General features: G+C 36.5%; 27 protein-coding genes. 10 read left to right on the top strand and 17 right to left on the bottom strand.

Annotated features, from left to right (window positions below):
* Positions 1–47 precede the first annotated feature (47 nt).
* Positions 48–992, bottom strand: coding sequence for a heme o synthase (gene cyoE / locus ACFOUV_RS16725; RefSeq protein ID WP_379497928.1), 945 nt, complete (start codon positions 990–992; stop codon positions 48–50).
* A 469-nt stretch (positions 993–1,461) separates the two neighbouring features.
* Here cyoE and ACFOUV_RS16720 point away from each other — a divergent pair, with 469 nt between their 5' ends.
* Complete coding sequence (locus ACFOUV_RS16720) at positions 1,462–2,391, top strand: COX15/CtaA family protein (RefSeq protein ID WP_379497927.1); 930 nt, start codon at positions 1,462–1,464, stop codon at positions 2,389–2,391.
* Positions 2,392–2,411: 20 nt separating this feature from the next.
* Here ACFOUV_RS16720 and pyc read toward each other — a convergent pair whose 3' ends face one another.
* From pyc to ACFOUV_RS16705, 3 genes are all read right to left on the bottom strand, one after another.
* A complete protein-coding gene (pyc, locus tag ACFOUV_RS16715) occupies positions 2,412–5,855 on the bottom strand; it encodes a pyruvate carboxylase (protein WP_379497926.1) in 3,444 nt (1,147 codons plus the stop codon).
* Positions 5,843–7,036 (bottom strand): putative lipid II flippase FtsW, encoded by a 1,194-nt coding sequence (gene ftsW / locus ACFOUV_RS16710; RefSeq protein WP_379497944.1) that lies wholly within the window; start codon positions 7,034–7,036, stop codon positions 5,843–5,845. The genes pyc and ftsW overlap by 13 nt, the downstream gene beginning before the upstream one ends.
* A 177-nt stretch (positions 7,037–7,213) precedes the next feature.
* Positions 7,214–7,495 (bottom strand): YlaN family protein, encoded by a 282-nt coding sequence (locus ACFOUV_RS16705; RefSeq protein WP_379497925.1) that lies wholly within the window; start codon positions 7,493–7,495, stop codon positions 7,214–7,216.
* Positions 7,496–7,665: 170 nt separating this feature from the next.
* Between ACFOUV_RS16705 and ACFOUV_RS16700 the strand changes: the two genes are divergently transcribed.
* Both ACFOUV_RS16700 and ACFOUV_RS16695 read left to right on the top strand, forming a co-directional pair.
* Positions 7,666–8,160, top strand: coding sequence for a hypothetical protein (locus tag ACFOUV_RS16700; RefSeq protein ID WP_379497924.1), 495 nt, complete (start codon positions 7,666–7,668; stop codon positions 8,158–8,160).
* 107 nt (positions 8,161–8,267) lie between these two features.
* Positions 8,268–8,873: a YhcN/YlaJ family sporulation lipoprotein gene (locus ACFOUV_RS16695; RefSeq protein ID WP_379497923.1), complete on the top strand. Its 606-nt coding sequence runs from the start codon at positions 8,268–8,270 to the stop codon at positions 8,871–8,873.
* Between the two features lie 82 nt (positions 8,874–8,955).
* Here ACFOUV_RS16695 and ACFOUV_RS16690 read toward each other — a convergent pair whose 3' ends face one another.
* Complete coding sequence (locus tag ACFOUV_RS16690; protein WP_379497922.1) at positions 8,956–9,255, bottom strand: hypothetical protein; 300 nt, start codon at positions 9,253–9,255, stop codon at positions 8,956–8,958.
* A 155-nt stretch (positions 9,256–9,410) separates the two neighbouring features.
* Between ACFOUV_RS16690 and ACFOUV_RS16685 the strand changes: the two genes are divergently transcribed.
* Positions 9,411–9,614, top strand: coding sequence for a YlaI family protein (locus ACFOUV_RS16685; RefSeq protein ID WP_379497921.1), 204 nt, complete (start codon positions 9,411–9,413; stop codon positions 9,612–9,614).
* A gap of 44 nt (positions 9,615–9,658) precedes the next feature.
* Here ACFOUV_RS16685 and ACFOUV_RS16680 read toward each other — a convergent pair whose 3' ends face one another.
* Positions 9,659–9,961 carry a YlaH-like family protein gene (locus ACFOUV_RS16680; protein ID WP_379497920.1) on the bottom strand — a complete coding sequence of 101 codons (303 nt, stop codon included), beginning with the start codon at positions 9,959–9,961 and terminating at the stop codon, positions 9,659–9,661.
* Between the two features lie 156 nt (positions 9,962–10,117).
* Here ACFOUV_RS16680 and ACFOUV_RS16675 point away from each other — a divergent pair, with 156 nt between their 5' ends.
* On the top strand, positions 10,118–10,288 hold the full coding sequence (locus tag ACFOUV_RS16675) for a DUF5325 family protein (protein ID WP_379497919.1): 171 nt from the start codon (positions 10,118–10,120) through the stop codon (positions 10,286–10,288).
* Positions 10,289–10,298: 10 nt separating this feature from the next.
* Here ACFOUV_RS16675 and ACFOUV_RS16670 read toward each other — a convergent pair whose 3' ends face one another.
* Together ACFOUV_RS16670 and ACFOUV_RS16665 are read right to left on the bottom strand one after the other, a co-directional pair.
* On the bottom strand, positions 10,299–11,105 hold the full coding sequence (locus ACFOUV_RS16670; protein ID WP_379497918.1) for an inositol monophosphatase family protein: 807 nt from the start codon (positions 11,103–11,105) through the stop codon (positions 10,299–10,301).
* Between the two features lie 135 nt (positions 11,106–11,240).
* Positions 11,241–11,438: a hypothetical protein gene (locus tag ACFOUV_RS16665; protein WP_379497917.1), complete on the bottom strand. Its 198-nt coding sequence runs from the start codon at positions 11,436–11,438 to the stop codon at positions 11,241–11,243.
* 253 nt (positions 11,439–11,691) lie between these two features.
* Between ACFOUV_RS16665 and ACFOUV_RS16660 the strand changes: the two genes are divergently transcribed.
* Complete coding sequence (locus ACFOUV_RS16660; protein WP_379497916.1) at positions 11,692–12,318, top strand: YktB family protein; 627 nt, start codon at positions 11,692–11,694, stop codon at positions 12,316–12,318.
* Between the two features lie 49 nt (positions 12,319–12,367).
* Here the strand turns inward: ACFOUV_RS16660 and ACFOUV_RS16655 are convergent, their stop codons facing one another.
* The 4 genes from ACFOUV_RS16655 to ACFOUV_RS16640 form a co-directional block, all read right to left on the bottom strand.
* Positions 12,368–12,634: a UPF0223 family protein gene (locus ACFOUV_RS16655; RefSeq protein WP_379497915.1), complete on the bottom strand. Its 267-nt coding sequence runs from the start codon at positions 12,632–12,634 to the stop codon at positions 12,368–12,370.
* Between the two features lie 16 nt (positions 12,635–12,650).
* The gene (locus ACFOUV_RS16650) at positions 12,651–13,607 is read right to left on the bottom strand and encodes an NAD(P)H-dependent flavin oxidoreductase (protein WP_379497914.1); all 957 of its coding nucleotides are present in this window, start codon (positions 13,605–13,607) and stop codon (positions 12,651–12,653) included.
* A 160-nt stretch (positions 13,608–13,767) separates the two neighbouring features.
* Positions 13,768–13,872 carry a GapA-binding peptide SR1P gene (locus ACFOUV_RS16645; protein ID WP_379497913.1) on the bottom strand — a complete coding sequence of 35 codons (105 nt, stop codon included), beginning with the start codon at positions 13,870–13,872 and terminating at the stop codon, positions 13,768–13,770.
* Positions 13,873–14,533: 661 nt separating this feature from the next.
* Positions 14,534–15,406: a polysaccharide deacetylase family protein gene (locus ACFOUV_RS16640; RefSeq protein WP_379497912.1), complete on the bottom strand. Its 873-nt coding sequence runs from the start codon at positions 15,404–15,406 to the stop codon at positions 14,534–14,536.
* A 388-nt stretch (positions 15,407–15,794) separates the two neighbouring features.
* Between ACFOUV_RS16640 and ACFOUV_RS16635 the strand changes: the two genes are divergently transcribed.
* The gene (locus tag ACFOUV_RS16635) at positions 15,795–16,181 is read left to right on the top strand and encodes a hypothetical protein (RefSeq protein ID WP_379497911.1); all 387 of its coding nucleotides are present in this window, start codon (positions 15,795–15,797) and stop codon (positions 16,179–16,181) included.
* A gap of 28 nt (positions 16,182–16,209) precedes the next feature.
* On the opposite strand, the gene lpdA is transcribed toward ACFOUV_RS16635, so the two are convergent.
* The 5 genes from lpdA to ACFOUV_RS16610 form a co-directional block, all read right to left on the bottom strand.
* Complete coding sequence (lpdA, locus tag ACFOUV_RS16630) at positions 16,210–17,619, bottom strand: dihydrolipoyl dehydrogenase (RefSeq protein WP_379497910.1); 1,410 nt, start codon at positions 17,617–17,619, stop codon at positions 16,210–16,212.
* A 3-nt stretch (positions 17,620–17,622) separates the two neighbouring features.
* A complete protein-coding gene (locus ACFOUV_RS16625; protein ID WP_379497909.1) occupies positions 17,623–18,891 on the bottom strand; it encodes a dihydrolipoamide acetyltransferase family protein in 1,269 nt (422 codons plus the stop codon).
* 24 nt (positions 18,892–18,915) lie between these two features.
* Complete coding sequence (locus ACFOUV_RS16620; protein WP_379497908.1) at positions 18,916–19,893, bottom strand: alpha-ketoacid dehydrogenase subunit beta; 978 nt, start codon at positions 19,891–19,893, stop codon at positions 18,916–18,918.
* Between the two features lies 1 nt (position 19,894).
* Positions 19,895–20,938 carry a pyruvate dehydrogenase (acetyl-transferring) E1 component subunit alpha gene (gene pdhA, locus ACFOUV_RS16615; protein WP_379497943.1) on the bottom strand — a complete coding sequence of 348 codons (1,044 nt, stop codon included), beginning with the start codon at positions 20,936–20,938 and terminating at the stop codon, positions 19,895–19,897.
* 452 nt (positions 20,939–21,390) lie between these two features.
* Positions 21,391–22,047, bottom strand: a complete 657-nt coding sequence (locus ACFOUV_RS16610) for a YkyA family protein (protein ID WP_379497907.1) — start codon at positions 22,045–22,047, stop codon at positions 21,391–21,393.
* Positions 22,048–22,310: 263 nt separating this feature from the next.
* Here ACFOUV_RS16610 and def point away from each other — a divergent pair, with 263 nt between their 5' ends.
* The 3 genes from def (at position 22,311) to rnjA (ending at position 25,257) form a co-directional block, all read left to right on the top strand.
* A complete protein-coding gene (def, locus tag ACFOUV_RS16605; RefSeq protein ID WP_379497942.1) occupies positions 22,311–22,862 on the top strand; it encodes a peptide deformylase in 552 nt (183 codons plus the stop codon).
* Positions 22,863–23,376: 514 nt separating this feature from the next.
* Positions 23,377–23,586, top strand: a complete 210-nt coding sequence (locus ACFOUV_RS16600; protein ID WP_379497906.1) for a DNA-dependent RNA polymerase subunit epsilon — start codon at positions 23,377–23,379, stop codon at positions 23,584–23,586.
* A 3-nt stretch (positions 23,587–23,589) separates the two neighbouring features.
* The gene (rnjA, locus tag ACFOUV_RS16595; RefSeq protein ID WP_379497905.1) at positions 23,590–25,257 is read left to right on the top strand and encodes a ribonuclease J1; all 1,668 of its coding nucleotides are present in this window, start codon (positions 23,590–23,592) and stop codon (positions 25,255–25,257) included.
* Positions 25,258–25,452 lie beyond the last annotated feature (195 nt).

The raw sequence follows: 25,452 nt of genomic DNA, 5'->3' as shown, positions 1-25,452 counted from the left end.
TTTCTTCATGTTGTTTCCTTATATATATTTTTTTTAAGGACAAATAGTTAATTAAATATTGGCAATGTCACGATAATCATTAGTGGAAATAATATAATTAAATAGTTTAAAGAGTAAATGAATATCAAATTTGCCCATTTTAAATCATCTTTTATAAAGAACCCTCTAAAACCTAATACCAGCCATCCTATATTGAGCAAAGTTGCTATTACTGTAAACGTAATTCCCAAAGATGGGGTTAACAATAATGGTAAAGGTAGTAAACATGCTATATATACAACAATTTGACGTTTTGTAAAGTCAAATCCATGCACAACTGGCAGCATAGGAATTCCAGCCTCGCGATAATCCTCTGTTTTTTTCATAGCTAATGCCAGAAAATGAGGGGTTTGCCATACAAACATGATTAGGAACATTACGATTGGAACGGTATGCATTGTTGGACTTACAGCTGCCCAGCCAATAAGTGGTGGCATTGCACCTGAGAAGCTTCCAATTACGGTATTTAACGTATATCGCCGTTTTGACCATATCGTATATAAAACTACATAAACAAACCAACCAAGAAAAGCAAAAAGTGCAGCTTGTAACGTTGTAAACATTAATAAAATAATTCCAACAATCGTAGTTGCCAAACCAAATACTAAAACCATTTTTAGTGAGAAGAATCCCGTTACGGTAGGACGGTTCTTTGTTCTTGCCATTTTAGGATCTATATCGACGTCGTACCAGTTATTAAGGATACATCCCCCCGCGATAACCATCGCACTGCCGATAATTGTTAGCAAGAACGTCCCCCAATGATTTATAAAGGAAGTATCCGTAAAATGAACGGCTAATAAGAATCCTGCTATGGTTGTTATTAGATTAGAGTTTACAATTCCTATTTTTATAAGTGCTTTTATTTCTGAGATGATCATGGAATATTTTTGCTTATTGGAAATAGTAGTATCTCCTATCATTTCAGAATATGGCGTTTCCACTTTATTCATTTTATCCCCCCTTTAAACCCAGGCAAAAAGACATGATAATAATCAGAATACCATTTATTATTTAGTATTCTGAAATCCATTCTTATTGTATCACGGATCTAATTTACAATCTAATTAATTTACTTGTCTATTGTAAAACATATTCACCATTTGTATGTGTCTAAAATGTGAAAGAATAACAAGGTTTAATAAGATTGTACTAATATGTATTATTATCCCTTAAAGATCGAACATGCATGGAATATCATAGTTGTCCCATATACTATTTCTAGCAAACAAAACAAATTATTGCAAGCTTTTTTTTAATTTGCATAGTGAAAACATGAATAAAACATGATACTATTACAATTATGTGTCCAAACGTATTTTTGGAGCTAGTTTCATTGCATTCGGTATCGCACTAATATTATTATTAAACTATTGAAAAGAAATCATGAATTTTTAATTATCAAAAGTGAGGCTATATGGAATGATAAAATACTTGAAAATCCTTTCCGTTATTTCAACGATTGGGATGTTGCTGATCCTGCTAGGCGGGGCATTAGTTACAAAAACCGGTTCAGAAGATGGCTGCGGAGACAGTTGGCCATTGTGCGAAGGGGAAGTTGTACCTTCTGAATTCACTTTCGAAATGGTAATAGAATTAAGTCATAGAGCAGTAACGGGCGTCGTTGGCATTGTAGTGGTAATACTTGCGGTCTTGGCTTGGGTTAAAATCGGTCATGTGCGTGAAGTGAAATTTCTATCATTCTCTTCCGTATTTTTCATCGCACTACAGGCTTTGATAGGTGCTGCAGCGGTTATGTGGGGGCAATCAGACTTTGTACTGGCCGCCCATTTCGGAATCTCACTTGTATCCTTTGCTGCTGTATTTTTACTTATGCTACTAATCTTTGAAGTGGATAAGAAATTGGATACGGAAGCGCTACATATTAGAAAACCCCACCGTATTGAGATTTATGCAATATCCATTTACACAATGATAGTCGTATATACAGGAGCATTAGTACGACATACAGAATCGAACCTCGTATGCCGTGATTGGCCTTTTTGTACGAATACATCGCCATTGGCCTTTGCTGATTACAGTTTTAATCAGTGGATTCAAATGGGGCATCGTTTATCCGCAGGAATCCTGTTTATTTGGACACTGTTGCTTACAATTAGAATGATTAAAAATTATCATAATAATAAAGTGATGTACTGGGGATGGACCATTACTTTCTCTCTTATTTTATTGCAAGTTTTCTTCGGAGCAATGATTATTTTTACATTATTAAATCTTGGTGTAGCATTAATGCATGCGTTAGTTATATCATTATATTTCGGTATGCTTAGCTATTTTATCCTCTTATCCACGAGAAGTTCAAAACATGAAAAAACAGGAAGCAATGTATAATTGCCTCCTGTTTTTTTATTTTACTCAAATTCGATTAATAAATCATTTACTTCTATCGTATCTCCGCTGCCAACATGAATTTCCTTAATTACGCCAGCATATGGAGCTTGAACAGTGGTCTCCATTTTCATAGCCTCATTCGTTAACAAATGCTCACCCTTTTTAACAGAATCACCTTTGGAGCAATTTACTGATAGTACGGTTCCTGGCATTGTCGCACCAATATGCTTTTCATTAGACTTATCTACTTTCGGTCGTACTGAAATCAGTGACTTTATGCTTTCATCTTTCACAGTAATTTCACGTGTTTGACCATTCAAATCAAAGTAGAAAACGCGTGTACCATCTTCTTTTGGCTCTGATATGGATACCAGTTTAACGATAAGTGTCTTCCCTTTTTCAATTTCAACTTCTATCTGTTCTCCCAGTTTCATTCCATAGAAGAAAGTTGGTGTATCCAGTACAGACATATCACCGTAAGACTCACAGAACTCGGTGTAATCCATAAACACTTTTGGATAAAGTGCGTGAGAAATCAAATCGAAACTAGTAATTTGACGGTTCAAGGTCTCAAATAATGAATTTCTCAATTCTTTGAAATCGATTGGTTCCAACAGTTCTCCTGGACGTACTGTAATTGCTTCCTTGTCTTTAAGTATTACTTTTTGCAGTTTTTCAGGGAACCCTTGATATGGTTGTCCAATATATCCTTGCGCAAATTCAATAACCGAGTCAGGAAAGTCTATAGATTCTCCTTTTTCATAAATATCTTCTTCTGTTAAATCATTTTGGACCATAAACAATGTCATGTCACCGATGACTTTTGAAGATGGTGTCACTTTCACAATATCTCCGAACATATCATTTACTTGACGGAACATGGTTTTAACTTCATTCCATCTACTTTCTAGCCCTACTGCTTTCGCCTGCTGTTTTAGATTACTGTATTGGCCGCCCGGCATCTCATGGAAGTAAATCTCCGTATGAGGTGCTTTCATCCCACTTTCAAAATCCTGATAATATTCTCTAATACCTTCCCAATAATGGGAAATCTCTTCATAGGCATCGATATTGACTTTAGGTTGTCGACTCTTCCCTTCAAGTGCATGGTACAAAGTTTGTGCACTTGGCTGAGAAGTCAAACCAGCCATTGGCCCAGCAGCCACGTCAACGACATCAACTCCGGCATCTATCGCTCTTGCATACGTAAAGATACCATTTCCGCTTGTATCATGCGTATGAAGATGTATTGGTAAATCCGTTGACTCCTTCAAGGTGGAAATCAATTGATAGGCAGCTTCAGGTTTTAACAATCCAGCCATATCTTTAATACCTAAAATGTGTGCACCGGATGTTTCCAGTTCCTGTGCCATATTTTTATAGTATTTTAAATCATATTTCTGGCGACCAACATCAAGAATATCGCCGGTATAACATATAGTAGCCTCAGCAATCTTATTATTTTCACGTACTGACTCAATCGCAAGTTTCATTCCATCAACCCAATTTAAACTATCGAAAATCCTAAAAACATCTATACCAGCATTGGAACTTTTTTCAACGAATTCTTGAATTAGGTTATCTGGATAGTTTTTATACCCAACAGCATTACTTGAGCGAAGCAGCATTTGAAATAGAACATTCGGCATTTTATTTCGTAGCTTTAAAAGCCTCTCCCAAGGATCCTCTTTTAGAAATCTATACGCTACATCGAATGTTGCTCCGCCCCACATTTCTATAGAAAATAAATTAGGCAACATGTGTGCTGTCGGTTCAGCGATTTGTAGCAGGTCATTTGTTCTTACACGGGTAGCAAGTAACGATTGATGAGCGTCTCGGAAGGTTGTATCTGTTAGCATGACTTCTTTCTGATCCTTTAACCATTTTGCTAACCCATCCGGACCTTTCTCATCTAATATTTGCTTTGTACCTGACTGCAGCTTCTGACTATGATTCACTTCAGGAATCAACAACGGCGAAAACGACGGCTTGTCCTTACTAGGCATTCCTTCTCCACCATTAAGTGTTGTCTGTGCGATATAAGTAAGCATTTTTGTTCCACGGTCTTTTCTTTTTGGGAAAACAAAAAGTTCGGGAGTTTTATCTATAAAGGTAGTATCATACTGACCGGATAGGAATTTTTCATGCAAAATTACATTTTCCAGGAAATGGATATTGGTTTTAATGCCTCTTATTCTAAATTCCTTCAAATTTCTAACCATTTTGATTGCAGCTTGCTCAAATGTCAGAGCCCATGTTGAAACTTTTACTAGTAGGGAATCGTAATGTGGGGAAATTACGGCTCCTTGGTAGCCATTCCCTGCATCAAGTCGAACTCCAAAACCTCCACCAGTACGATATGCATTAATTTTACCAGTATCTGGCATAAAATTATTCAATGGATCCTCAGTTGTAACCCTTGACTGTATTGCGTAACCGCTGATTTTAATATCTTCTTGCTGTGGAATACCGACTGACTCACTATGCAAATTGAAACCATCAGCTATCTTCAATTGAGACTGAACGATATCTATTCCAGTAATCATCTCTGTAATGGTATGTTCTACTTGTACTCGCGGATTTACTTCAATAAAATAAAATTCATCTTTGGTAACTAAAAATTCAACAGTCCCTGCATTTATGTACCCCACATTTTCCATTAACGTGACTGCAGCACTACAAATTTCTTCACGAAGTTCATCTGTCAATGAGAGACTTGGTGCAACTTCAATTACTTTTTGATGCCTGCGCTGAACAGAACAGTCTCTTTCATGTAAGTGAACGATGTTTCCATGCTTGTCACCAAGAATCTGTACTTCCACATGCTTTGGATTTTCGATGAATTTTTCTAAATAGATTTCATCATTTCCAAAAGCAGCTTTTGCTTCTGACTTTGCTCGATTGTATGCTTCAGTTACCTCTTCCTCATCTCGTACAATTCGCATTCCACGTCCGCCGCCACCCAAAGATGCTTTAATAATAATTGGGTATCCATTTTCTATACCAAACGCTTCGACTTCTTCAACCGTTGTTACAGCTCCGCCGCTACCTGGAATAATAGGCAGGTTCGCTTTAACAGCCTGTTCTCTCGCCTTAACTTTATCCCCAAACATATTTAAATGTTCACTAGTCGGTCCAATAAATATAATACCTTCTTCTTCACAACGTTTTGCAAAGTTTATATTCTCAGACAAAAGTCCATAACCTGGATGGATGGCATCGACATTTACTTCCTTAGCTAGTTCGATGATTCCTTCAATATCCAAATATGCATCGATAGGTTTTTTACCTTTACCTATTAAGTAAGCCTCATCTGCTTTAAACCGATGAAATGACACTGTATCTTCACTTGAATATACTGCAACTGTTCGGATATTTAATTCTGTACATGCGCGAAATACCCGAATAGCGATTTCCCCACGATTTGCCACCAGTACTTTATTAATGTTTTTTAATTCTGCCATCTTTTTCCACTCCTATTATAATGAATAGTATTGTTATTTTTGCTGTTTTCATATGGCTTTTTTTCTACAGTTTCATTTTCCCGTTTTTTAACGGTCATAGCTATATTGTTCAATATACCCATTGAAATAAGCATAATGAGCAGTGATGAACCTCCATAGCTGACAAACGGTAGCGGAACCCCAGTTATCGGTAAGATACCACTAATAGCACCAAGGTTTATAAATGCTTGTATACCTACCATGGAAGATATACCAATCGCTAGTAAAGCTCCAAAGCTATCATGACATTTTCTGGCTATAAAAATACCGCGCAATACAATGATTGCGAGCATCCCTAATACAAGGATTACACCTATAAAGCCTAATTCTTCTGCTATTACCGCCATAATAAAATCGGTATGGCCTTCCATCAGATAACCAAGCTTCTGGACACTTTGCCCAAGACCTTCACCAGTCAGCCCCCCAGTCCCAATTGCCACGTAGGATTGGATTAGCTGATATCCATCTGAATCGGGTGTTTCAAAAGGCTGATAAGCTCCGGTAAAACGTGAAAGCCTTTCATCCGTAATCATATATGGAACTACCAGCAAAACCAGTACAACTCCAATACCGATTAATACAGATAGGTGCTTTATACGTATTCCAGAGCTGAAGATTACTGAACATGCAATAAGAAAAATGATCGAAGCAGTACCAATATCCGGTTGCAACACGATCAATCCCAATATAATTGCTGTCAAAACCAATGGAGGTAGTACACCTTTATTGAATTCACTAATATATGCCTGTTTTTTAGAATAAACAGAAGCAAGATACATAATCAGACCTAGCTTCGCAAACTCTGCTGGTTGCATAGTGAGGGGACCAATTTGAAACCATGATTTGGCATTATTTACTGAATTCCCAAAAGCCAAAACTGCTACTAGAAGCACAACGATTGCTAGGATAATATACTTCATAAACTTCTGATAATATTTATAGGGAAACAGACTGCAAAAAATAAACCCTATCATCCCTATGCCAAACCAGGTTAATTGCCTAAATAAATAATGTGTACTCTCATTTCCTTCAACAACAGCGGTTACCATACTGGCGCTATATATCATTACGATTCCAAAGCCAGCTAAAAGTAAAGGTGTGATGATTAAGGTAAAATCATAATCTCTTAATTTTTGTATCATCATGTTTCTCCCTACCATATGTAATAATTAGTGTACCATATTTTTTAGCTCATTTCAGAATATTCTTCTAGTTAATTATTCAAAATATTGAACCGCTGTAAATAAAAAAACCTCGCCAAGTTTATGCTGGCAAAGTTTTTGCTCCATAGTACTATAACGCCAAAACAGAAGCCCTACTCATAAAGAGTTTTGAGATGCCTCATGTAATATATTAAGCTTCTTCTCCAAATTCTCAAGAAGTGCTTTACCATCATTTTCATTGATTAAGTTCAGACGTACTGCAAAATCAATTTCCCTTGATAGACCGAACATTTGAGTATCCAGTACATCTTCATAAACTGGACATTGCGGCATCGTAAGATTTTCTATTTGAACTTCAATGAGTCGTAAAATGTTGTCAGCGTCAGCCTTAAGAAGGGCATGGGCTTTTTCACGATGATCTATAGTCACCTCAGGCATCAATTGAATCCCCTCCACTAAAAAGACTTTCTTTTATATTATATTATCGTTAGCCATTGAAAAATGCAAATAAAACCGAAAAAAATTTATAAAATTTAATTCATAAGATGAAATAATAATTAATGTCTGATATTCTAAGTTAAGATACATATATAAATAGGGGTGAAAAAATGATTGTACCAATTACCGGAAAAGTTTCCTACTCTATAACATTGGATCCAACTGTATGGATTTTTGATGATAGAAAAATTTTATTAAATGAGGCATTTTCTAAAAAGGTAGAGGAAACAGAAGAAATGGATGACTTGGAAAAAATTTCTGAACGTTTTAATAGAGAGGTTTTAGAAACAAAAATGAATCGACCTCCTGTTAACAAGAGTATCTCCAAGCTTGAGGGAGAAGAAATACTAAAAAATTCTTATGTTATGCCGCTACATGATTTCATAACCAATGCAGAGATTAAAGCGGATGCTAAGAATGCAACATTTATTACAGATAGTGAAGAAGATGTAACCGTTACATTGCCCGAACTTGAAGATGGATATTTCCTGTTCTCACTCAACGGCAAACCATTAAGAGAAGATGGACCCGTCCATTACTTTTATAAAAACGGTTCCAATAAAGATAATCCTGTTAAAAATATTAAAAAAATAGTTATTAACTAATTAAAGTCTGCGAATAGCAGACTTTTCTTTTTCCCAATATCCTGTATATTTTTACGTAAACTATCCAAAATAAGTTTATCAGCTACTATAATTAGGAGGAATGCTGAATGAACTTGCAATTAAATATATTAATACTGGCTGTAATTCTAACTCTAACAGCATGCGGTCAAGAAGAAGAAACTCCTTTAGCTGGAGAAGAAAAGGGTTCGGATCGAATTGTTCAAGTGAAAAATTCAGATCCGACAGAACTGGAAGATCTGGATAATGAACAAATTGCAAAACGTCTAGCAAACCTTGCAACAGACATTCCAAATGTAAATGACGCTTCGGCAATTGTCGCTGGACCGTACACCGTAGTTGCTATTGATGTAGATAAGGATCTCGATCGCTCACGTGTTGGCACAATTAAATACTCTGTAACGGAGGCTTTATATCATGATCCCTATGGTAAAACAGCAGTCGTTGTAGCAGATGCGGATGTTGTGGAGAGGATAAGAGGAATGGGTAACAAAATCAGTCAGGGGCATCCGGTTCAAGGAGTTGTAGATGAACTTGCAGCTATCGTTGGACGATTTATGCCTGAATTCCCAATCGATGATGACCGTGCGGAAGAACCAGACCAAAATAAAGAAATCATTGATGAAGAAGATCAACAGAAGTTAGATGATATCGAAGGCGATCAATCAAACCAGCATGATGAACGTCTGAAATAGGATGGAATTGGTAAATATTAAGATCCTGTATCATTTCAAGTAAAAAAGGTTTCTGAGTCAATCAGAAACCTTTTTTACTTGTTTAATCTTGTTGATTTGCTAGCTTATTTTCGTCTTTCTTATCATTGTAATATTGAACGCCAAATTGCGATCCCTCAGAAACCATTTTAGAATTTTCTAATTGAGCAATGTCACCTGTTTCTGACGATTGATCAGGTACACCTGCATTTTCAAACGTGCTATCTGTGTTCCCCTTTATCTTTCCGACTAACCCATTTGAAACCTCTTTAATCTTGTTGCGGTTTTTTTCATCTTTCAAGTAATATCCAGCAACACTTGCTCCCATGGCTCCTACTGCAGATAATAAATATCTTTTTTTCATAAAATCGTCCTTTCATGGCTTTAAAATGTGATGTATACACCTTATTCCCTAATATTTGTTTATCAAACATGAAGCAATACCTTCTAATCGCTACCATTATTATGATATACTACTACATAGTAATAAATTATTTATTCCCATGTTGAGGTGATATTATGCAAGTTAAATGTACTCTTTGCGACAAAATTGAAGATATAGAGGATTATTCTTTAAAAGCAAAAAGATTGAGAAATAGAAGAATTTATATGTATCTATGCACTCCTTGTTATGAAAGGGTCGAGCATAAAACCAAAAAACGCCTAGATACAGGGAAATTTAGATTATACCGTGAAAATAAAAAAGTAGACCAATATTTATAATATAAAGTAAAAAACGCCAATAAGGCGTTTTTTACTTTATTTTTCTATTTGGTTGCTTTCCGTTGCCTATGAAGTCTAATTCTGTATATGGCAAGGACCAAGATAATTACGAGAAGACTTTCCACCGTTGGCATCTTCATAACTGTGGTAAAGATGGTTAAAATATATGTACCAATCAGCAACATCATATATACAAAAATTGTTTTCCCAAGTGGGAGTTTCCTCGCAAAACCCAATTCATATGCAACGGCACATAAAACGAAATTCATTGCAAAGAATATCCAAAATATGTTTTCAATACCATTTATCTCTACTACCAGATCAAACACAAATCTAAAGCCATCCATATCTATAAGTCCCCCATTATTTAAATAAAACCTTCTTCTATCATACTAAAACTTAAAGGTTCTTGCCAGTACGATGAATAATCATCTAAATGGTTACTTTTGTAGATTTCTAGATTTTGATTTATACTATACCATGATGGAAATAGAGGTGCTTTTATGAAAAATGTGAATTTCCCAATGCTTTTGTTAGCCATTCTTGTAATTATTTTGTTCGCACTTGTTGGAATAGCTATTGCATTCCGCAGTTTATGGCTTATTTTATTATTTCTAATTTTGGGATTCGGAACTTTTGCCTACGGAATAACATTAAAGAAAAGAAGAAAGTGACATAGACATGTCACTTTCTTCCTTTTTTTAAGTATTTGAGAATATCTTTTTGAAATGCTGTGTTACACGTAAGTATAGCTGATTTTTCAAGCAAATTTACTGGTCTTCCATCAATATCTGTTGTACTTCCTCCAACCTCATTGACAATAATCACACCTGCTGCAATATCCCAGGGAGATAGCCCCATGGAAATGTAACCATCCACAATTCCCTCAGCAGTAAAGGCAAATTCAAGTGCTGCAGAACCATATGTTCTCGTTCCACGAATATCCTTAACAAAACTTTGCATTACCTGCTCATCTATCAATCTGTTTTCACATAGCCAGAAATGATTCATTCCTACGATTGCTTCGTTGATATTTTTCTTCTTTGGCAATGGTTGTAATTTTACATCATCTTTGTAAGCACCTTGACCCTTTTTTGCATGATAAAGCGTATTGGCCATTACATCATAAATTAATCCAATTTCACCGACACCTTCATGATAAATTCCAACTGAAATAGCGAAATTTCTTTTTTGGTGGACAAAATTCATTGTGCCATCGATCGGATCAATGATCCAAATGGTTCCATCTAAAGATGTAGGATTATCACCATATCCTTCTTCACCATGAATGAAATGGTCTTTGTATTTCCCTTTAATTTTAGCGACGAAAAACTGTTCTGTTTCTTTATCCAACTTCGTTACAAGATCATTTGCATTGGATTTAGTTTCGATATCCAATGGATTATTCATTTTATCTCTGATTGTATTCCCGGCTTCCATTACCCATTCTATTGCCTGTTTAAATATTTCCTCGCGAAGTAATGAATCCATATATATTTACCTCCATTTTTCATCGACTGTATATATAATTGTATCAAAATGGAGTATATACGTCATTGTATTTGAATGACCCCAATATGTATTCGAATATTATGTTAATGCTCCAATACATATTGGGGTCAGCTATTATACTTGCTCATTGTCTATTTGAAGCATCTGCTTTCTTAAGACCTCTAATCGTTCTTTAGCTTTGATTATCATAACTTTATCATCTGCTTTCATTGCATCAAAGAGGGTTACTAATTCATAATCGATTTCCATACGAATCACAGGTAATTTTTCCTGGGCCTCTTTTCTTCTTAATGCTTCCATAACGTATTTCATCTTTTCACTCCCTTTCCATGAGCTTGTTTTGCCAATTCCATCTTTTTCTTTATTCTATGACTTTGTTCGTATTTTTGTTCTTTACATTCTTGTCTTATTTGGTTTATTTTATAATCATTTCCCAAATTGTATCCTTTTTAAACATAACCAAAAGAATTAGAAGTCAATTTCTCTTAAATCCATGACTTGACTTCCTTTCTATTTTACTTAATAATAATTATTATAATCTAAGTTTTAAGAAAGGATGAACCCCTTGGCATTTCGAGGATTTGATCAGAAGGATTTTCATACATTTACGATAGAGGGTTTAGATGCAAGAATGGAAGCTATCCAAACTAGAATACAGCCTAAATTCCAGGAAATAGGATCTGAAATTGTTGATTATTTGGCCGCGAAATTAGGAAATGAAGTTTATTTACATATTGCTAAACACGCAAGAAGAACGGTAAATCCACCAAAAGATACATGGATGGCAATTGCTGATAACAAACGTGGATACAAGAAACATCCCCATTTTCAGATAGGATTATTCGATGATCATGTTTTTATCTGGCTTGCGCTTATATATGAATTACCAAATAAAAAAGAGATTGCCGAAACATTAATAACTAAATATGACAATATAAAACAGCTTCCAAATAATTTTGTTGTCTCCCTGGACCATATGGAAAAAGATTCCATAAGGATTAACGACTTGGAATTGAAAGATTTAGAGAGATTTAGAGATGTAAAAAAAGCTGAATTTCTAATTGGCCGCCACTTTAGTTCAGGAGACCAATTATTGGCTGACGGAGATAAGTTCTTAGATACGGTCAAAGAAACATACGATAAACTTATCCCATTTTATCAATTGGCATTGCATTCGAGGAATTATAGGTAAGCTTTTGACCCATAAAAAAAAGGCAGCACGATTACGTACTGCCTCTTTTTTACATTTTAATAACGTCCTCTTTGGTTTCTTTTGCCTTTTTAACAGTTTTATAACTTGAGTAGCCTGAAACTGTTTCAAATTGAGCAAACAAGGTCTTTTCCTCACTTTTTGATGGTACAATTTGTTTAAAACGATTATATAGCATAAGAATTTCCTGTCTGTGAACCTGCTTTTCATGTGCCTTTTCTACGAGGCTAAAGAAATTGACGACATCAATTATTTCCTCCGTACTCCAAGTTTCATCAATCGGATATTCATAACTCATGTTTTTTAGTTACACCTCATTTATTCCATTTTTCTTTTATTCCCTCTGCTTCAATTACAATATTTTGAATCAATTCACTAACCACGGGTATGTCTTTAATTCTAGCAGCAGATTGTCCTGCCCAGCCAAATCCTTCATTGGGGTCCCCATTTTCAATGTAATCTTTATTGACTTTTCCGCTTATGTAAGCTTTCAACGAATCGTATCCTGCTTTCTCTTGTTCCATTTCCAAAATACGTGCTGTCCATGGACCTCGTAAGGCTCTTGCAGGTGATCCAATAGATCGTTTGATGACTACAGTGCTATCTTCAGTTGCATCAAGTATTGCCTGTTTATAATTCATATGAACCTGTGCTTCCTCTGTCGCAATAAATCTAGTTCCCATTTCGATTCCCTCGGCTCCAAGACTTAAGGCAGCCATGAGACCACGCCCATCAACAATACCTCCTGAAGCAATAACTGGAATTGATACCCGGTCAACAACTTCAGGTGTTAATACAAATGTACCGACATCCCCTCTTCCAAGGTGACCTCCACCTTCCTGGCCAACAACCATTACCGCATCTGCTCCTAATTCCTCAGCTTTTTCAGCCTGTCTGGTTGCAGCGACAAGGACGAGCTTTTTGATATTATGTCCTTCCACACGGTCCATTACTCCTTTTGGATTTCCTCCTGTAACTGATATCACCGGCACACTTTCTTCAATTGCTATATCAACCATATGTTCAAACGGTCTCCCATGTTGACCGATTGCAAAGTTGACTCCAAAAGGTTTATCCGTCATTGATTTTACACGCCTAATTTCATTCCTCAGTTCTTCTGGAGTTTCTAAACTCATTGCCGTAATTTGACCAAGTCCGCCAGCATTGGAAACTGCTGCAGCCAAATCTGAATATGCCAGGTGTGCAAGCCCCCCCTGAATAATTGGATAATAAATATTTAAAAGTTCCGTAATACGAGTCTGTAGTCCCATACACTCTCATCCCCTTTTATTATTCTTATAATAAGCGTAGCATTTTTCCGTGAATAATACTATAATTGAAATCCCTTACATATTTTAAAGTATAAGCGGAGAATAAGTAACGAAACAAAAAATAGAGCTGCATCAGCGTATGCAGCTCATCGTAAGTTATTTATTTTTCATTACAACTAGGACATGTACCGTAAAGAGTAGTTACTTTCTCTTCTTCATAATGTTCAATAACGTGCTGACAATCCTGACAAATTATTGTACCCATTAAGCCATCTCCTTTTGATTAATTATGATAACGTATTCATATTATAATATGTAACATTAAAAGAATCAACCCCTAATTAGTATAACACATTAAAAATTGTGTTTTTTTTAAAAATAACAAAACAGCCTGCTAAGAATTATTTAGCAGGCTGTTTTCTAAAAGATTGGGACTTAGGTCGTCCCACCAAAATGAATTGTTGTTATTTCATAAAATATATAAAATGCGAAGTAACTGCTGGTTATTTCTAATAGTATGTAGAAGCTTCGGCGACCGCTCTGGGAAATATACTTCGCTTTCCACGGGCGGCTGGTGAGCCCCTTCATGCTGACGCATTTCAGGGTCTCACCTATGCCTCTCTTCCCGTTGGAGTCTCCGTATATTTCCCAGAGCTAGTTAGAAGGTTGCTGACGATAACTACATTAACGGGGGTAGCTAAAATCGTCATAAAGCTTCACCAGTCCGGGTGAGCGGCGGGCGGTGACTCCTGCGGGAACAGCACGTGTCCGAAGACCTGAAGAGTGGTTTTCTCTTCGGGGCTGAGGCCGTGGCCTAAGGATGCGCATCCGCCCAGAGCGATCCCGGACGGCGAGATAAGTTACTTCGTAGTTTATCTCAACTCTGCATGATTAAAAAGCAACAAACATTACGAAAATAGCCTAATTTAATTCGTTTCGATTAAGCCAGGATCAAGCATTTCATACCCTTTATCTCTTAAGCCCTCAACAATACCAGGAAGCGCTTCTGCAGTCCATTCCCTGTCATGCATCAAAAGGTTAGCACCTGGTTTAAGTAATGAGTATGGTACATCCACTTCCGGTCCTTCCCCAGTAACCATTGCAGTTGTTAGTTTTTCGGCATCCATATAGGGCTCAAAATAGTCATAACCATAACTCCAGTTCATTACTGTCATACCTTCCTCTTCGGCTACTTGGATCGCATAGTCTGTATTTGCCCCATGAGGCGCACGGAAAAATACTGGTCGTACTCCTATAATTTCCTCAACACGATCGTTTAGGCTTAAAATCTCTTCTTTTTGTTGCTCCTCGGATACATCGGGTATGGTGACATGATTGAATGTATGATTACCTATGAAGAAGCCCATATCGTGAATTTCTTTTAACATTTCCTCTTCTTCTGGTGTATCAAGAAAATGACCATTCACAAAAAAAATAGCATTAACATCCAATTGTTTAAGTGTTTTTGCCATTTCTACTGCATGCTTGTCCGGAGCGTCATCAATTGTCAGCAATACCACGTTTTCATTCGTTCCTTTCTCAATGGGCGCGAGTGACCAATCTTCTGCTACTATGTATTTGGCTTCTTGTTCTTCTTGTTCTTTTTCTTTTTCTTCTTCAAGGTTATTGTCAATTTCATCCGTCGCTTCTTCTTCTTCTTCATTATTTTGAACTTCTACTTCTTCCGATTCTGTATTACTAGATCCTGATTTTCCTTGACTTGTATTTTCCGTATCACTTGAACACGCTGATAAAGCGAAAATACAAATCAAAAGAAAGCTTAAAAAAATTCTTTTCATATATAAATTACCTCCCAGATGACTAATAGATTACTAGATTTATTATAGGGGAATATGTTACTGTGGGCAATGTTGTACGATGGCGCAATCTTGATATTGATAATTATATCCTTAACGAAATCACTGAGGTTAGAAGTTAAGTTACTAAAAAAACAGAAAAAATAATTTTAAAGGTTGGACCCCATAGTCGGTGTCTCACCTTTTTTTAACCCGATTACAAATCTCTATTACAATTTTCATACGAATATTTCTTATTATCATAGCTTTTCTACAGTCCAATTTCATTTCTATGACCGTTCATTTACAATGGGGAATCACATTGCTTCATTTGTTACACTACCTTTAAAGCATTACATATACTAACAACGAGGGAAGTGAGCAGGAATTGATGTACAAGCTTATATTGCTAATTCCTACCTTATTTTTATTGAACGGTTGTCAAAATGAAAATACGAATGTAGAGGTGTTTACTTTTAAGCCAAACGAATATGATGTCATGTTTATTCCTGAAGATTCTATTGATGAAGTAGATGAAATGTATATGGATGCAATCATCGAATTAAAAGCTAAATATCCTTCTGAGTTTTCAGAGATGGAGATGACGGAAAGAAATATTGCAGAACTAGGTATTATGCAAAATACCGATGGACCTAGTCTTTTAATTTCAAAAGATGGAACAACCATTGCACAATTATTTGGTAAGAAACCGAAAAAAGAGATAATCGAAAAATTGGAAATTACGTTAGATCAAAATAAAAAGGATGTCCCGAATTAAGGAGCATCCTTTTTATTTTGATAAAATACTATTTCATCATATGAATTGGTGTACCGATTGCAACTTCTGCTGCTTCCATTGTAATTTCTCCCAAAGTAGGATGTGCATGGATTGTTAAAGCAATATCCTCAGCAGTCATACCCGATTCAACAGCAAGTCCAATCTCAGAAATCATATCACTTGCATTAGGCCCGGCAATTTGACCACCGATTACTAATCCATCCTCTTTACGAGTAATTAATTTAAGGAATCCATCGCTATTATTCAATGATAATGCACGGCCATTTGCAGCAAATGGGAATTTCCCAACTTTCACATCATAACCAGCATCCTTAGCTTCTTTCTCTGATAATCCAACGGTCGCAAGTTCTGGTTCAGTAAATGCTACTGCTGGGATACCGATATAATCCACTTCAGATTTTTCTCCACTAATTGCTTCAGCAGCAATCTTACCTTCGTAAGATGCTTTGTGCGCAAGTGGTGGTCCTGCAACGATATCACCGATTGCATAGATGTTTTCAACATTTGTACGGCTTTGCTTATCAACCTTGACTAAACCTCTGTCATCAAGTTCAATCCCAACTTGTTCCAGTCCGATTTCACTTGTATTCGGACGACGGCCAACAGTCACCAATACATAATCTGCTTCAACCGTTTCTTCTTTACCGCCAGCTTCATAAGTTACTTTCACGCCATCTTTTGTTTCTTCTACGCCTTTAGCCATTGCTTCAGTAACGATGGTTGCGCCTTTGTTTTTCAAACGTTTCTTAACTAATTGAGTCATTTGTTTTTCAAATCCACTTAAAATATCTTTAGCACCTTCCACGAATACAACCTCAGTACCAAAGTTTGCATAAGCTGATCCTAATTCACTTCCAACATAACCTGCACCAATAACAACCAACTTTTTAGGGATCTCTTTTAAGTTTAATGCGCCGGTTGAGTCTAGAACACGATCAGAAAACTTAAATGTCGGAATCTCAATCGGTGTGGATCCTGTTGCAACAATACAATTTTTAAATTTGTAAGTCTGGGAGGATTTTTCATCCATTACTTTTGCTGTGTTTTTATCAACAAAATATGCTTCCCCTTTAACAATATCTACTTTATTACCTTTAAGTAGTCCTTCAACACCTGAAGTAAGTTTGTTAACAACAGATCCTTTCCACTCCTGTACTTTGGCGAAATCAACCGTTACATTTTCTGATTTAATACCGAGGTCTTCAGATCCCTTTGCACTTTCAGCTAAATGTCCAGCTTGGATTAGTGCTTTAGAAGGTATACATCCAACATTAAGACATACACCACCTAACGCTCCTTTATCAACAATTGTTACCTTTTGACCTAGTTGCGCTGCACGGATTGCAGCAACATATCCACCAGGACCTGCCCCAACGACTAGTGTGTCTACTTCTACCGGGAAATCTCCTACTACCATTCCTTACGCCTCCATCATAATTAGTTGTGGATCATTCAGCAATCGTTTAATTTGGTTTAATGCATTTTGTGCAGTCGCGCCATCAACGATACGATGATCAAAGCTTAAAGATAAAGCGAGAACAGGTGCAACTACGATTTCTCCGTCACGAACAATTGGTTTATCGGCAATACGGCCGATTCCAAGAATCGCAGCTTCAGGGTAATTCAATACTGGAGTAAACCACTGTCCGCCAGCTGAACCAATATTGGAGATCGTATTTGAAGCTCCTTTCATCTCGTCTGGTTTAAGTTTACCATCACGAGCTTTTCCTGCCAATTCATTGATTTCCTGAGAAATCTCAAAAATTGACTTTTTATCAGCGTCTTTAACGACTGGTACTAATAAACCACGATCTGTATCCGCAGCAATACCGACATTGTAGTAATGTTTTTGTACAATTTCGTCTGTGTTCTCATCAATATAAGAATTGATGATTGGGAATTTCTTGGATGCTGATACGAGTGCCTTTACAACATATGGCAGATACGTAAGCTTAATTTCCTGCTCTGCAGCAATAGCTTTGAATTTTTTACGGTGTGCAACAAGATCTGTTACATCAATTTCATCATGTAATGTAACATGTGGTGCTTTTGTTTTCGAGTTAACCATTGCATTGGCAATTGATTTACGGATATTTGTCATTTTTTCGCGTGTTTCTGGATATTGACCTACTGGCGCTGCAGCTGGTTTGGATTCACTGTTAACTGATTGTTCAGCGGTTTCACCTTTTTCAGCTGGTTGGTCTCCACTTAGATAGTTATCAATATCTTCCTTTAACACACGGCCATTTTTACCAGAACCTGATACAACGCTGATTTTCACATCATTTTCACGTGCATATTTGCGTACAGATGGCATTGCAATTACTCGAGTTCCTTCTGTGTCTGCTTCTTCAGATGGTTGCTCTTCTTGTTTTGAATCTTGGGATGCCTCTTCTTTTGCAGCCGGTTCTTCTTTCTTGGCATCTTCCGGTTCTTCTTCGGATTCATAACCTTCTGCATCGAAAGTAATTAGTGTTTCCCCTACTGTAGCAACTGACCCTTCTTCAACATGAACTTTGGTAACCGTTCCGTCCACTTGTGAGGGAATTTCTACGACTGCCTTATCATTTTGAATTTCACATAACACGTCATCTTCTTTTACTTCGTCGCCTTCTTTAACGAACCACTTAACAATTTCACCTTCGTGGATTCCTTCACCAATATCAGGCATTTTAAAATTAAAAGCCATTTTAAGAAAACCTCCTACTTAAATTTAGAAATTCATTACTGCATTTACTTTTTCAACAATATCGCTATGATTCGGCAACCAAACTTCTTCTGCATCAGAAAATGCATAAACTGTATCTGGTGCAGCTACACGTAGTACTGGTGCTTCAAGGTGCAGGATAGCTCTTTCCTGAATTTCTGCCATTACATTCGCTGCAACACCTGCTTGACGTTGTGCTTCTTGAATAACTACTGCACGACCTGTTTTCTTAACAGACTCTAATACTGTTTCATAATCAATTGGTGATACCGTGCGAAGGTCAATAACTTCTGCATCAACACCATCTTTTTCAAGCTCTTCCGCTGCTTTAAGTGATGCATGGACCATAGCACCATAAGCAATCAGTGTTACGTCTTTTCCTTCTCTTTTTACATCTGCTTTACCAATTTCAACTGTATATTCTTCTTCAGGAACTTCTCCACGGAATGAACGATACAGTTTCATATGCTCTAAAAAGATAACCGGGTCATTGTCGCGAATTGCTGAAATTAATAAACCTTTAGCTTCATACGGAGTCGAAGGGATAACAACTTTAAGTCCTGGTTGTTGTGCCATTAATCCTTCCAATGAATCTGCGTGCATTTCCGGTGTATGTACACCACCACCGAATGGGGCACGAACTGTAATTGGCGCAGTATGATGCCCACCAGAACGGTAACGCAAACGTGCCATTTGTCCACTAATGGAATCCATTACTTCAAATACGAAGCCGAAGAATTGAATTTCCGGAACTGGACGATATCCTTGTAATGCGAGTCCAATAGCAAGTCCGCCAATTCCTGATTCAGCTAGTGGTGTGTCAAATACACGGTCTTCACCGAATTCGTCCTGTAATCCTTCCGTAGCTCGGAAAACACCACCATTTTGACCAACGTCTTCACCAAATACAAGCACGTTTTCATCGTTTTTTAATTCTGTGCGCATTGCATCAGTGATTGCTTGAATCATAGTCATTTGTGCCATATTACTTCGACTCCTTTTCTTTATATATTTCCATTTGCTCCTGCAGATTGGATGGAAGTTCTTCATACATATTACCAATTAAGTCTGTAACCTTTTGCTTCGGTTGTTCTTCTGCTTTTTTAATAGCTTTTTTAATATCATCTTTCGCTTCATCAATCACTTTGTTTTCATCTTCTTCAGACCACAATTTCTTGCTTTCCAAAAATTTACGGAAACGTACAAGTGGATCTTTTTTCGCCCATTCATTATCTAATTCTTCTGTACGATAACGCGTTGGGTCATCACCTGACATTGTGTGTGGGCCAAAACGATATGTTAATGTTTCGATTAGTGTTGGACCTTCACCAGCAATCGCACGGTCACGCGCATCTTTTGTAGCCGCATAGACAGCTAAAACATCCATTCCGTCAACTTGAATTCCTTCTATTCCAGCAGCAACTGCTTTTTGAGCTAATGTTTTTGCTTTCGTTTGTTTCTCAACAGGCACTGAAATTGCAAAACGGTTATTCTGTACAACGAAGATTGCGGGAGCTTTATACGCACCTGCAAAGTTCATTCCTTCATAGAAATCACCTTGAGATGTTCCACCATCACCTGTGTATGTTATAGCTACATTATCTTTGCCACGTTTTTTTATTCCTAATGCAACACCCGCAGTTTGTACATATTGTGCACCAATAATAATTTGCGGGCTCAAAGCATGTAAATTTTCAGGGAATTGGTTTCCATGAAAATGTCCTTTTGAAAACAGGAATGCTTGATATAATGGAAGACCTTGCCAAATCAACTGAGGTACATCACGGTAACCAGGTAAGATGAAATCTTCCTGTTCCAATGCAAATTGACTACCTAATTGAGATGCCTCCTGACCAGCAGTAGGTGCATAGAAACCTAGACGACCTTGACGATTTAAAGCAATTGAACGTTGATCAAGGATGCGTGTATACACCATTCGGCGCATAATCTCTTTTAAATCCTCATCTGATAGATCAGGCATATCATCTTTATTCACGATCTTTCCATCTTCATTAAGAATCTGGAACATTTCGAACTGACTCTCAATATTTTCAAGTACATGTTTCAAAATGGTTCACCTCTTCCTTTCTTATTACCTTTTTATTTTGTCTTTCATAGCTTACCCAGAATACAAAAATTCCGTATAAAAAATCACACATAATTGTTGTACCCTATTTCAGTTATTAATAATCACTACTTAACTAAATGGTAACCTGTTATATTAATTATGTAAAGTATATTAGTACAATAACTGATTTAGTTAAATAATAGCCTACTTTTTTCTAATGGTCAATTAGTTTATAACTTTAATTCCCCAAAATGAAGGGAATTATTTCGTATTTTTGCTACTCACAACTTTTGACAGATAACTGTTATATTCCTTACTTGCATCTGTATTAATAAGCTACAGACAGGATTATAAAAGAAAACAACAAAAAAGACTGAATCCAAAATGAAGATTCAGTCTTTTTTATATTTTTTCTATTCATACGATACAACCAATTCAGCAGCATCATAAAATTCCTTTTTCAATGCATTGTATTCCACAGTATGATTATTAAATTGTTCGTTCAAGTCAAGAACTTGTTCATAACTTTCATTTATAGAGTTAATTTGTTCGGTTAATTCTTCCTGTTCAATCTCTTCTTGCAGAAGCATGGTATATAGTTCCTTCTCCAACTCAAGTGAATTCACATATGCTTTATTTAAAGCTATATAGGTGCTATAACGATTATCCATTACACCATACATCGCTTCTGCCTTTTCTTTTACTTCTGTATCTTCAAGATTTGGAATTAAATCCTCGATTTTCGTAAACTCTTCCTGAGACGATTCAATACTCTGTTTCTCAAGTTCTATTTTTTCTTCACGCTGATCAATAATGGATAACGCCTCATTTGATAGTTCCGTTATTTGTTGGAAATCTTCCATACCTAAATCAATGATTTGGTTATATATTTCCTGTTCTTGCACTTCCAAGTCTGTTATAGCGCTTTGCTGGTTTTCAAATTCTGCTTCAAGTCCTACCGCCTGCTCTAAGTGGCTATGTATCTGTTCTTCTGTAGATTGACTACTGCATGCAGCTAATAATACAATCAGAATGGTAGGTAAAATAAATAATAAGTTCTTTATACGCACATTTCTTCCTCCTATGTGTTCTATTATCGGTAGTATGTTTTTAAAGTATATCATAAAGTGCGCCTCATAAATCAATGAAAACCTTGTATAGGCCCGCCTCTTTTTAAAATTTATGATTAATGCCTACTGGATATGTTAAAATGTTATATTGAAATAGTTATTCAAAGAAACCCATTTCCTATTCATATAGAGACTAGCACTACTTGGTCATCTATTTAATACCCTCTATTATAGATATTATAACCAATAAGGAGTAATGCATGATGATAACAATGAAAGACATCGTACGCGAAGGCCATCCTTCCTTGGAAACAAAGGCAGAAGAAGTAAGTCTTCCAATAAATAGTGACGAAAAAAAATTACTTGAAGATATGTTAGAATTTCTTATAAACAGTCAAGATGAAGAGAAAGCAGCAAAATACAATTTAAGAGCTGGTGTCGGAATAGCTGCTCCTCAACTTGGAATTGAAAAGAGACTTATTGCGATTCATTTTGAAGACTTCAACGGAAAGTTATACAGTTATGGACTTGTTAACCCAAAAATCATAAGTCATTCCGTTGAAAAATCTTATTTAGCGTCGGGGGAAGGATGTCTTTCTGTTGATCGTCCTGTGGAAGGATATGTTCCAAGGAATGCGAGAATCACGATAAAAGCAACAGATTTGGATGGGAATCCTCTAAAATTAAGATTGAAAGGCTATCCAGCCATCGTATTTCAACACGAAATCGACCATTTGAACGGTATTATGTTCTACGACCATATAAATAAAGATAATCCATTTGAAATACCTGAAAATTCGACTGCAATTGAATAATTCACTGGGGTGTCTATCGTTCATAGATACCTTTTTTACTTAAATGTATAAGATTAAGCTCGATGTAAAAGCTAAATATACGAGTAGTATTTGTAAGAGTTTATTACTATTTTTTTATAATTGATGTGTTTTTATTTAAATATTCCTCATTTCGTACTATACTGTATATAAGAGGATTGGACGGTAGAGAATTTTTGTTGCTTTTTTAGATATCTGAAAGGAGACGTGTGTCCTCATGCTGAAGCGCCTAAGAGAAAAGCTTAAGAAACGGTGGAGAGACTTTTTAGGCAAAGAAGGACGTGTACCTACTACATTTAAATAAGGCTACCAAGGATACAACCAATCACACCAATGAAGTAATCTATAGATTATCTAGTATCGCTACGGAAACATACTGGACGAAGGTTCTAACGGAGAACAAATAACATCTAAAACGGGAGACAGTTATCGCCTGTAAGGCAATAGCTTATTTCCTTGAACATAAAAATACAAAAAATTAGATAGGAGAGATGAAATGATTTTTAAAGTTTTATATCAAGAACTTCAAGATGAAGTTCCAGTACGGGAACGTACACAGAGTATTTACGTTGAAGCAGATTCAGTTAGAGAAGTAAGAAAAAAATTAAGTGACCGGAAATATAACATCGAATATATCCACGAATTAGATGAGGCACATCTGAATTATGAAAAAGAAACCGGTAAATTAGAAGTGGAGAATATATAAAAGATGAAATTTGTAAAGAATGACCAAACAGCCGTTTTTGCACTAGGTGGATTAGGTGAAATCGGTAAAAATACGTATGCCGTTCAATTCCAGGATGAAATTATTCTTATCGATGCAGGGATCAAATTCCCTGAAGATGAACTTCTTGGTATTGACTATGTTATTCCTGATTATACGTACATTGTTCAAAATCAGGATAAAATCAAAGGTCTTTTCGTAACTCACGGTCACGAAGACCATATCGGTGGAATTCCTTACCTCCTGCGTGAAGTTAATGTGCCTATTTATGCAGGACCTCTAGCAATCGGATTAATCCGAAACAAATTAGATGAGCACGGTCTTTTAAGAAGTGCTAAATTAACTACCATTCAAGAAGATGATGTTATTAAATTCCGTAAAACTTCCGTTAGTTTTTTCCGTACTACACACAGTATTCCCGATTCATATGGAATTGTCGTCAAAACACCACCAGGAAACATTGTTCATACTGGTGACTTTAAATTCGACTTTACACCTGTGGGCGAACCAGCTAACCTAACTAGAATGGCTGAAATTGGTAAAGAAGGCGTACTTTGCCTCCTTTCCGATAGCACAAACAGTGAAGTGCCCGGCTTCACAATGTCAGAAAAAGTTGTAGGTCAAAGTATCGATGAAGTTTTCAGTCGTGTTGACGGCAGATTAATATTTGCTACTTTCGCATCCAATATTTATCGATTACAACAAGTAGTTGAATCAGCAGTGAAATATAACCGTAAAGTTGCTGTATTTGGACGCAGTATGGAAAATGCAATTAATATCGGTTCGGAGTTAGGATATATTCAAGCTCCAAAAGGAACATTTATAGAAGGAAATCAAATCAACAGATACCCAGCAAGTGAGATCACCATTCTTTGTACTGGTTCGCAAGGTGAGACAATGGCTGCATTATCACGTATTGCAAATGGTACACACAGACAAATTCAAATTATTCCTGGCGATACAGTAGTATTTTCTTCATCTCCAATCCCTGGAAATACAGTGAGTGTCAGCAGAACTATTAATAAATTATATCGCGCAGGCGCAGACGTTATTCATGGTAAACTGAGTAATATTCACACTTCCGGACATGGAAGTCAAGAAGAGCAAAAGTTAATGCTGCGACTAATCAAACCGAAATTCTTTATGCCTATTCATGGTGAATATCGTATGCTTAAAGAACATATTAAACTTGCTGAAACATGTGATGTCGACCCGGCTAATTCATTTATTATGGATAACGGTGATGTTCTTGCATTAAGCAAAGATCAAGCAACTGTTTCAGGTAAAGTACCTTCAGGATCCATATATGTGGATGGAAGCGGAATTGGTGATATTGGCAATATCGTATTACGCGATCGCCGTATCCTTTCTGAAGAAGGACTAGTTATTGTTGTCGTAAGCATTAATATGAAGGAATTCAAAATCGCTGCAGGTCCTGATATCATTTCAAGGGGATTTGTATATATGAGAGAATCCGAGGATTTGATTAACGAAGCACAAAAACTAGTTTCCACTCATTTGGATAAAGTGATGGATAGAAAAACAACGCAATGGTCTGAAATTAAAAATGAAATTACAGACACAATAGCACCATTCCTATATGAGAAAACAAAACGCCGTCCAATGGTATTACCTATCATAATGGAAGTTTAAAGCCTAATAAAAGACCAGAAAGAGTGATTAATTCCTCTTTCTGGTCTTTTTATTTAGACTGTTTTAAAAAAGATTAAGGCTGCGGTGACTCGCCCCACCAAAAATAATTGTTTTTATTCCACTAAATCTATAAACTCCCTCAGATAGATTCAATTTACTCTTAAATGCTCGCTTATTCGCAGGATTTCAAACCAC

It is taken from the genome of Oceanobacillus longus (assembly GCF_042650085.1).
Lineage (GTDB): Bacteria > Bacillota > Bacilli > Bacillales > Amphibacillaceae > Oceanobacillus > Oceanobacillus longus.
The sequence above is the reverse complement of the archived record's forward strand: the minus strand, read 5'-3'. Positions and strand labels throughout refer to the sequence as shown.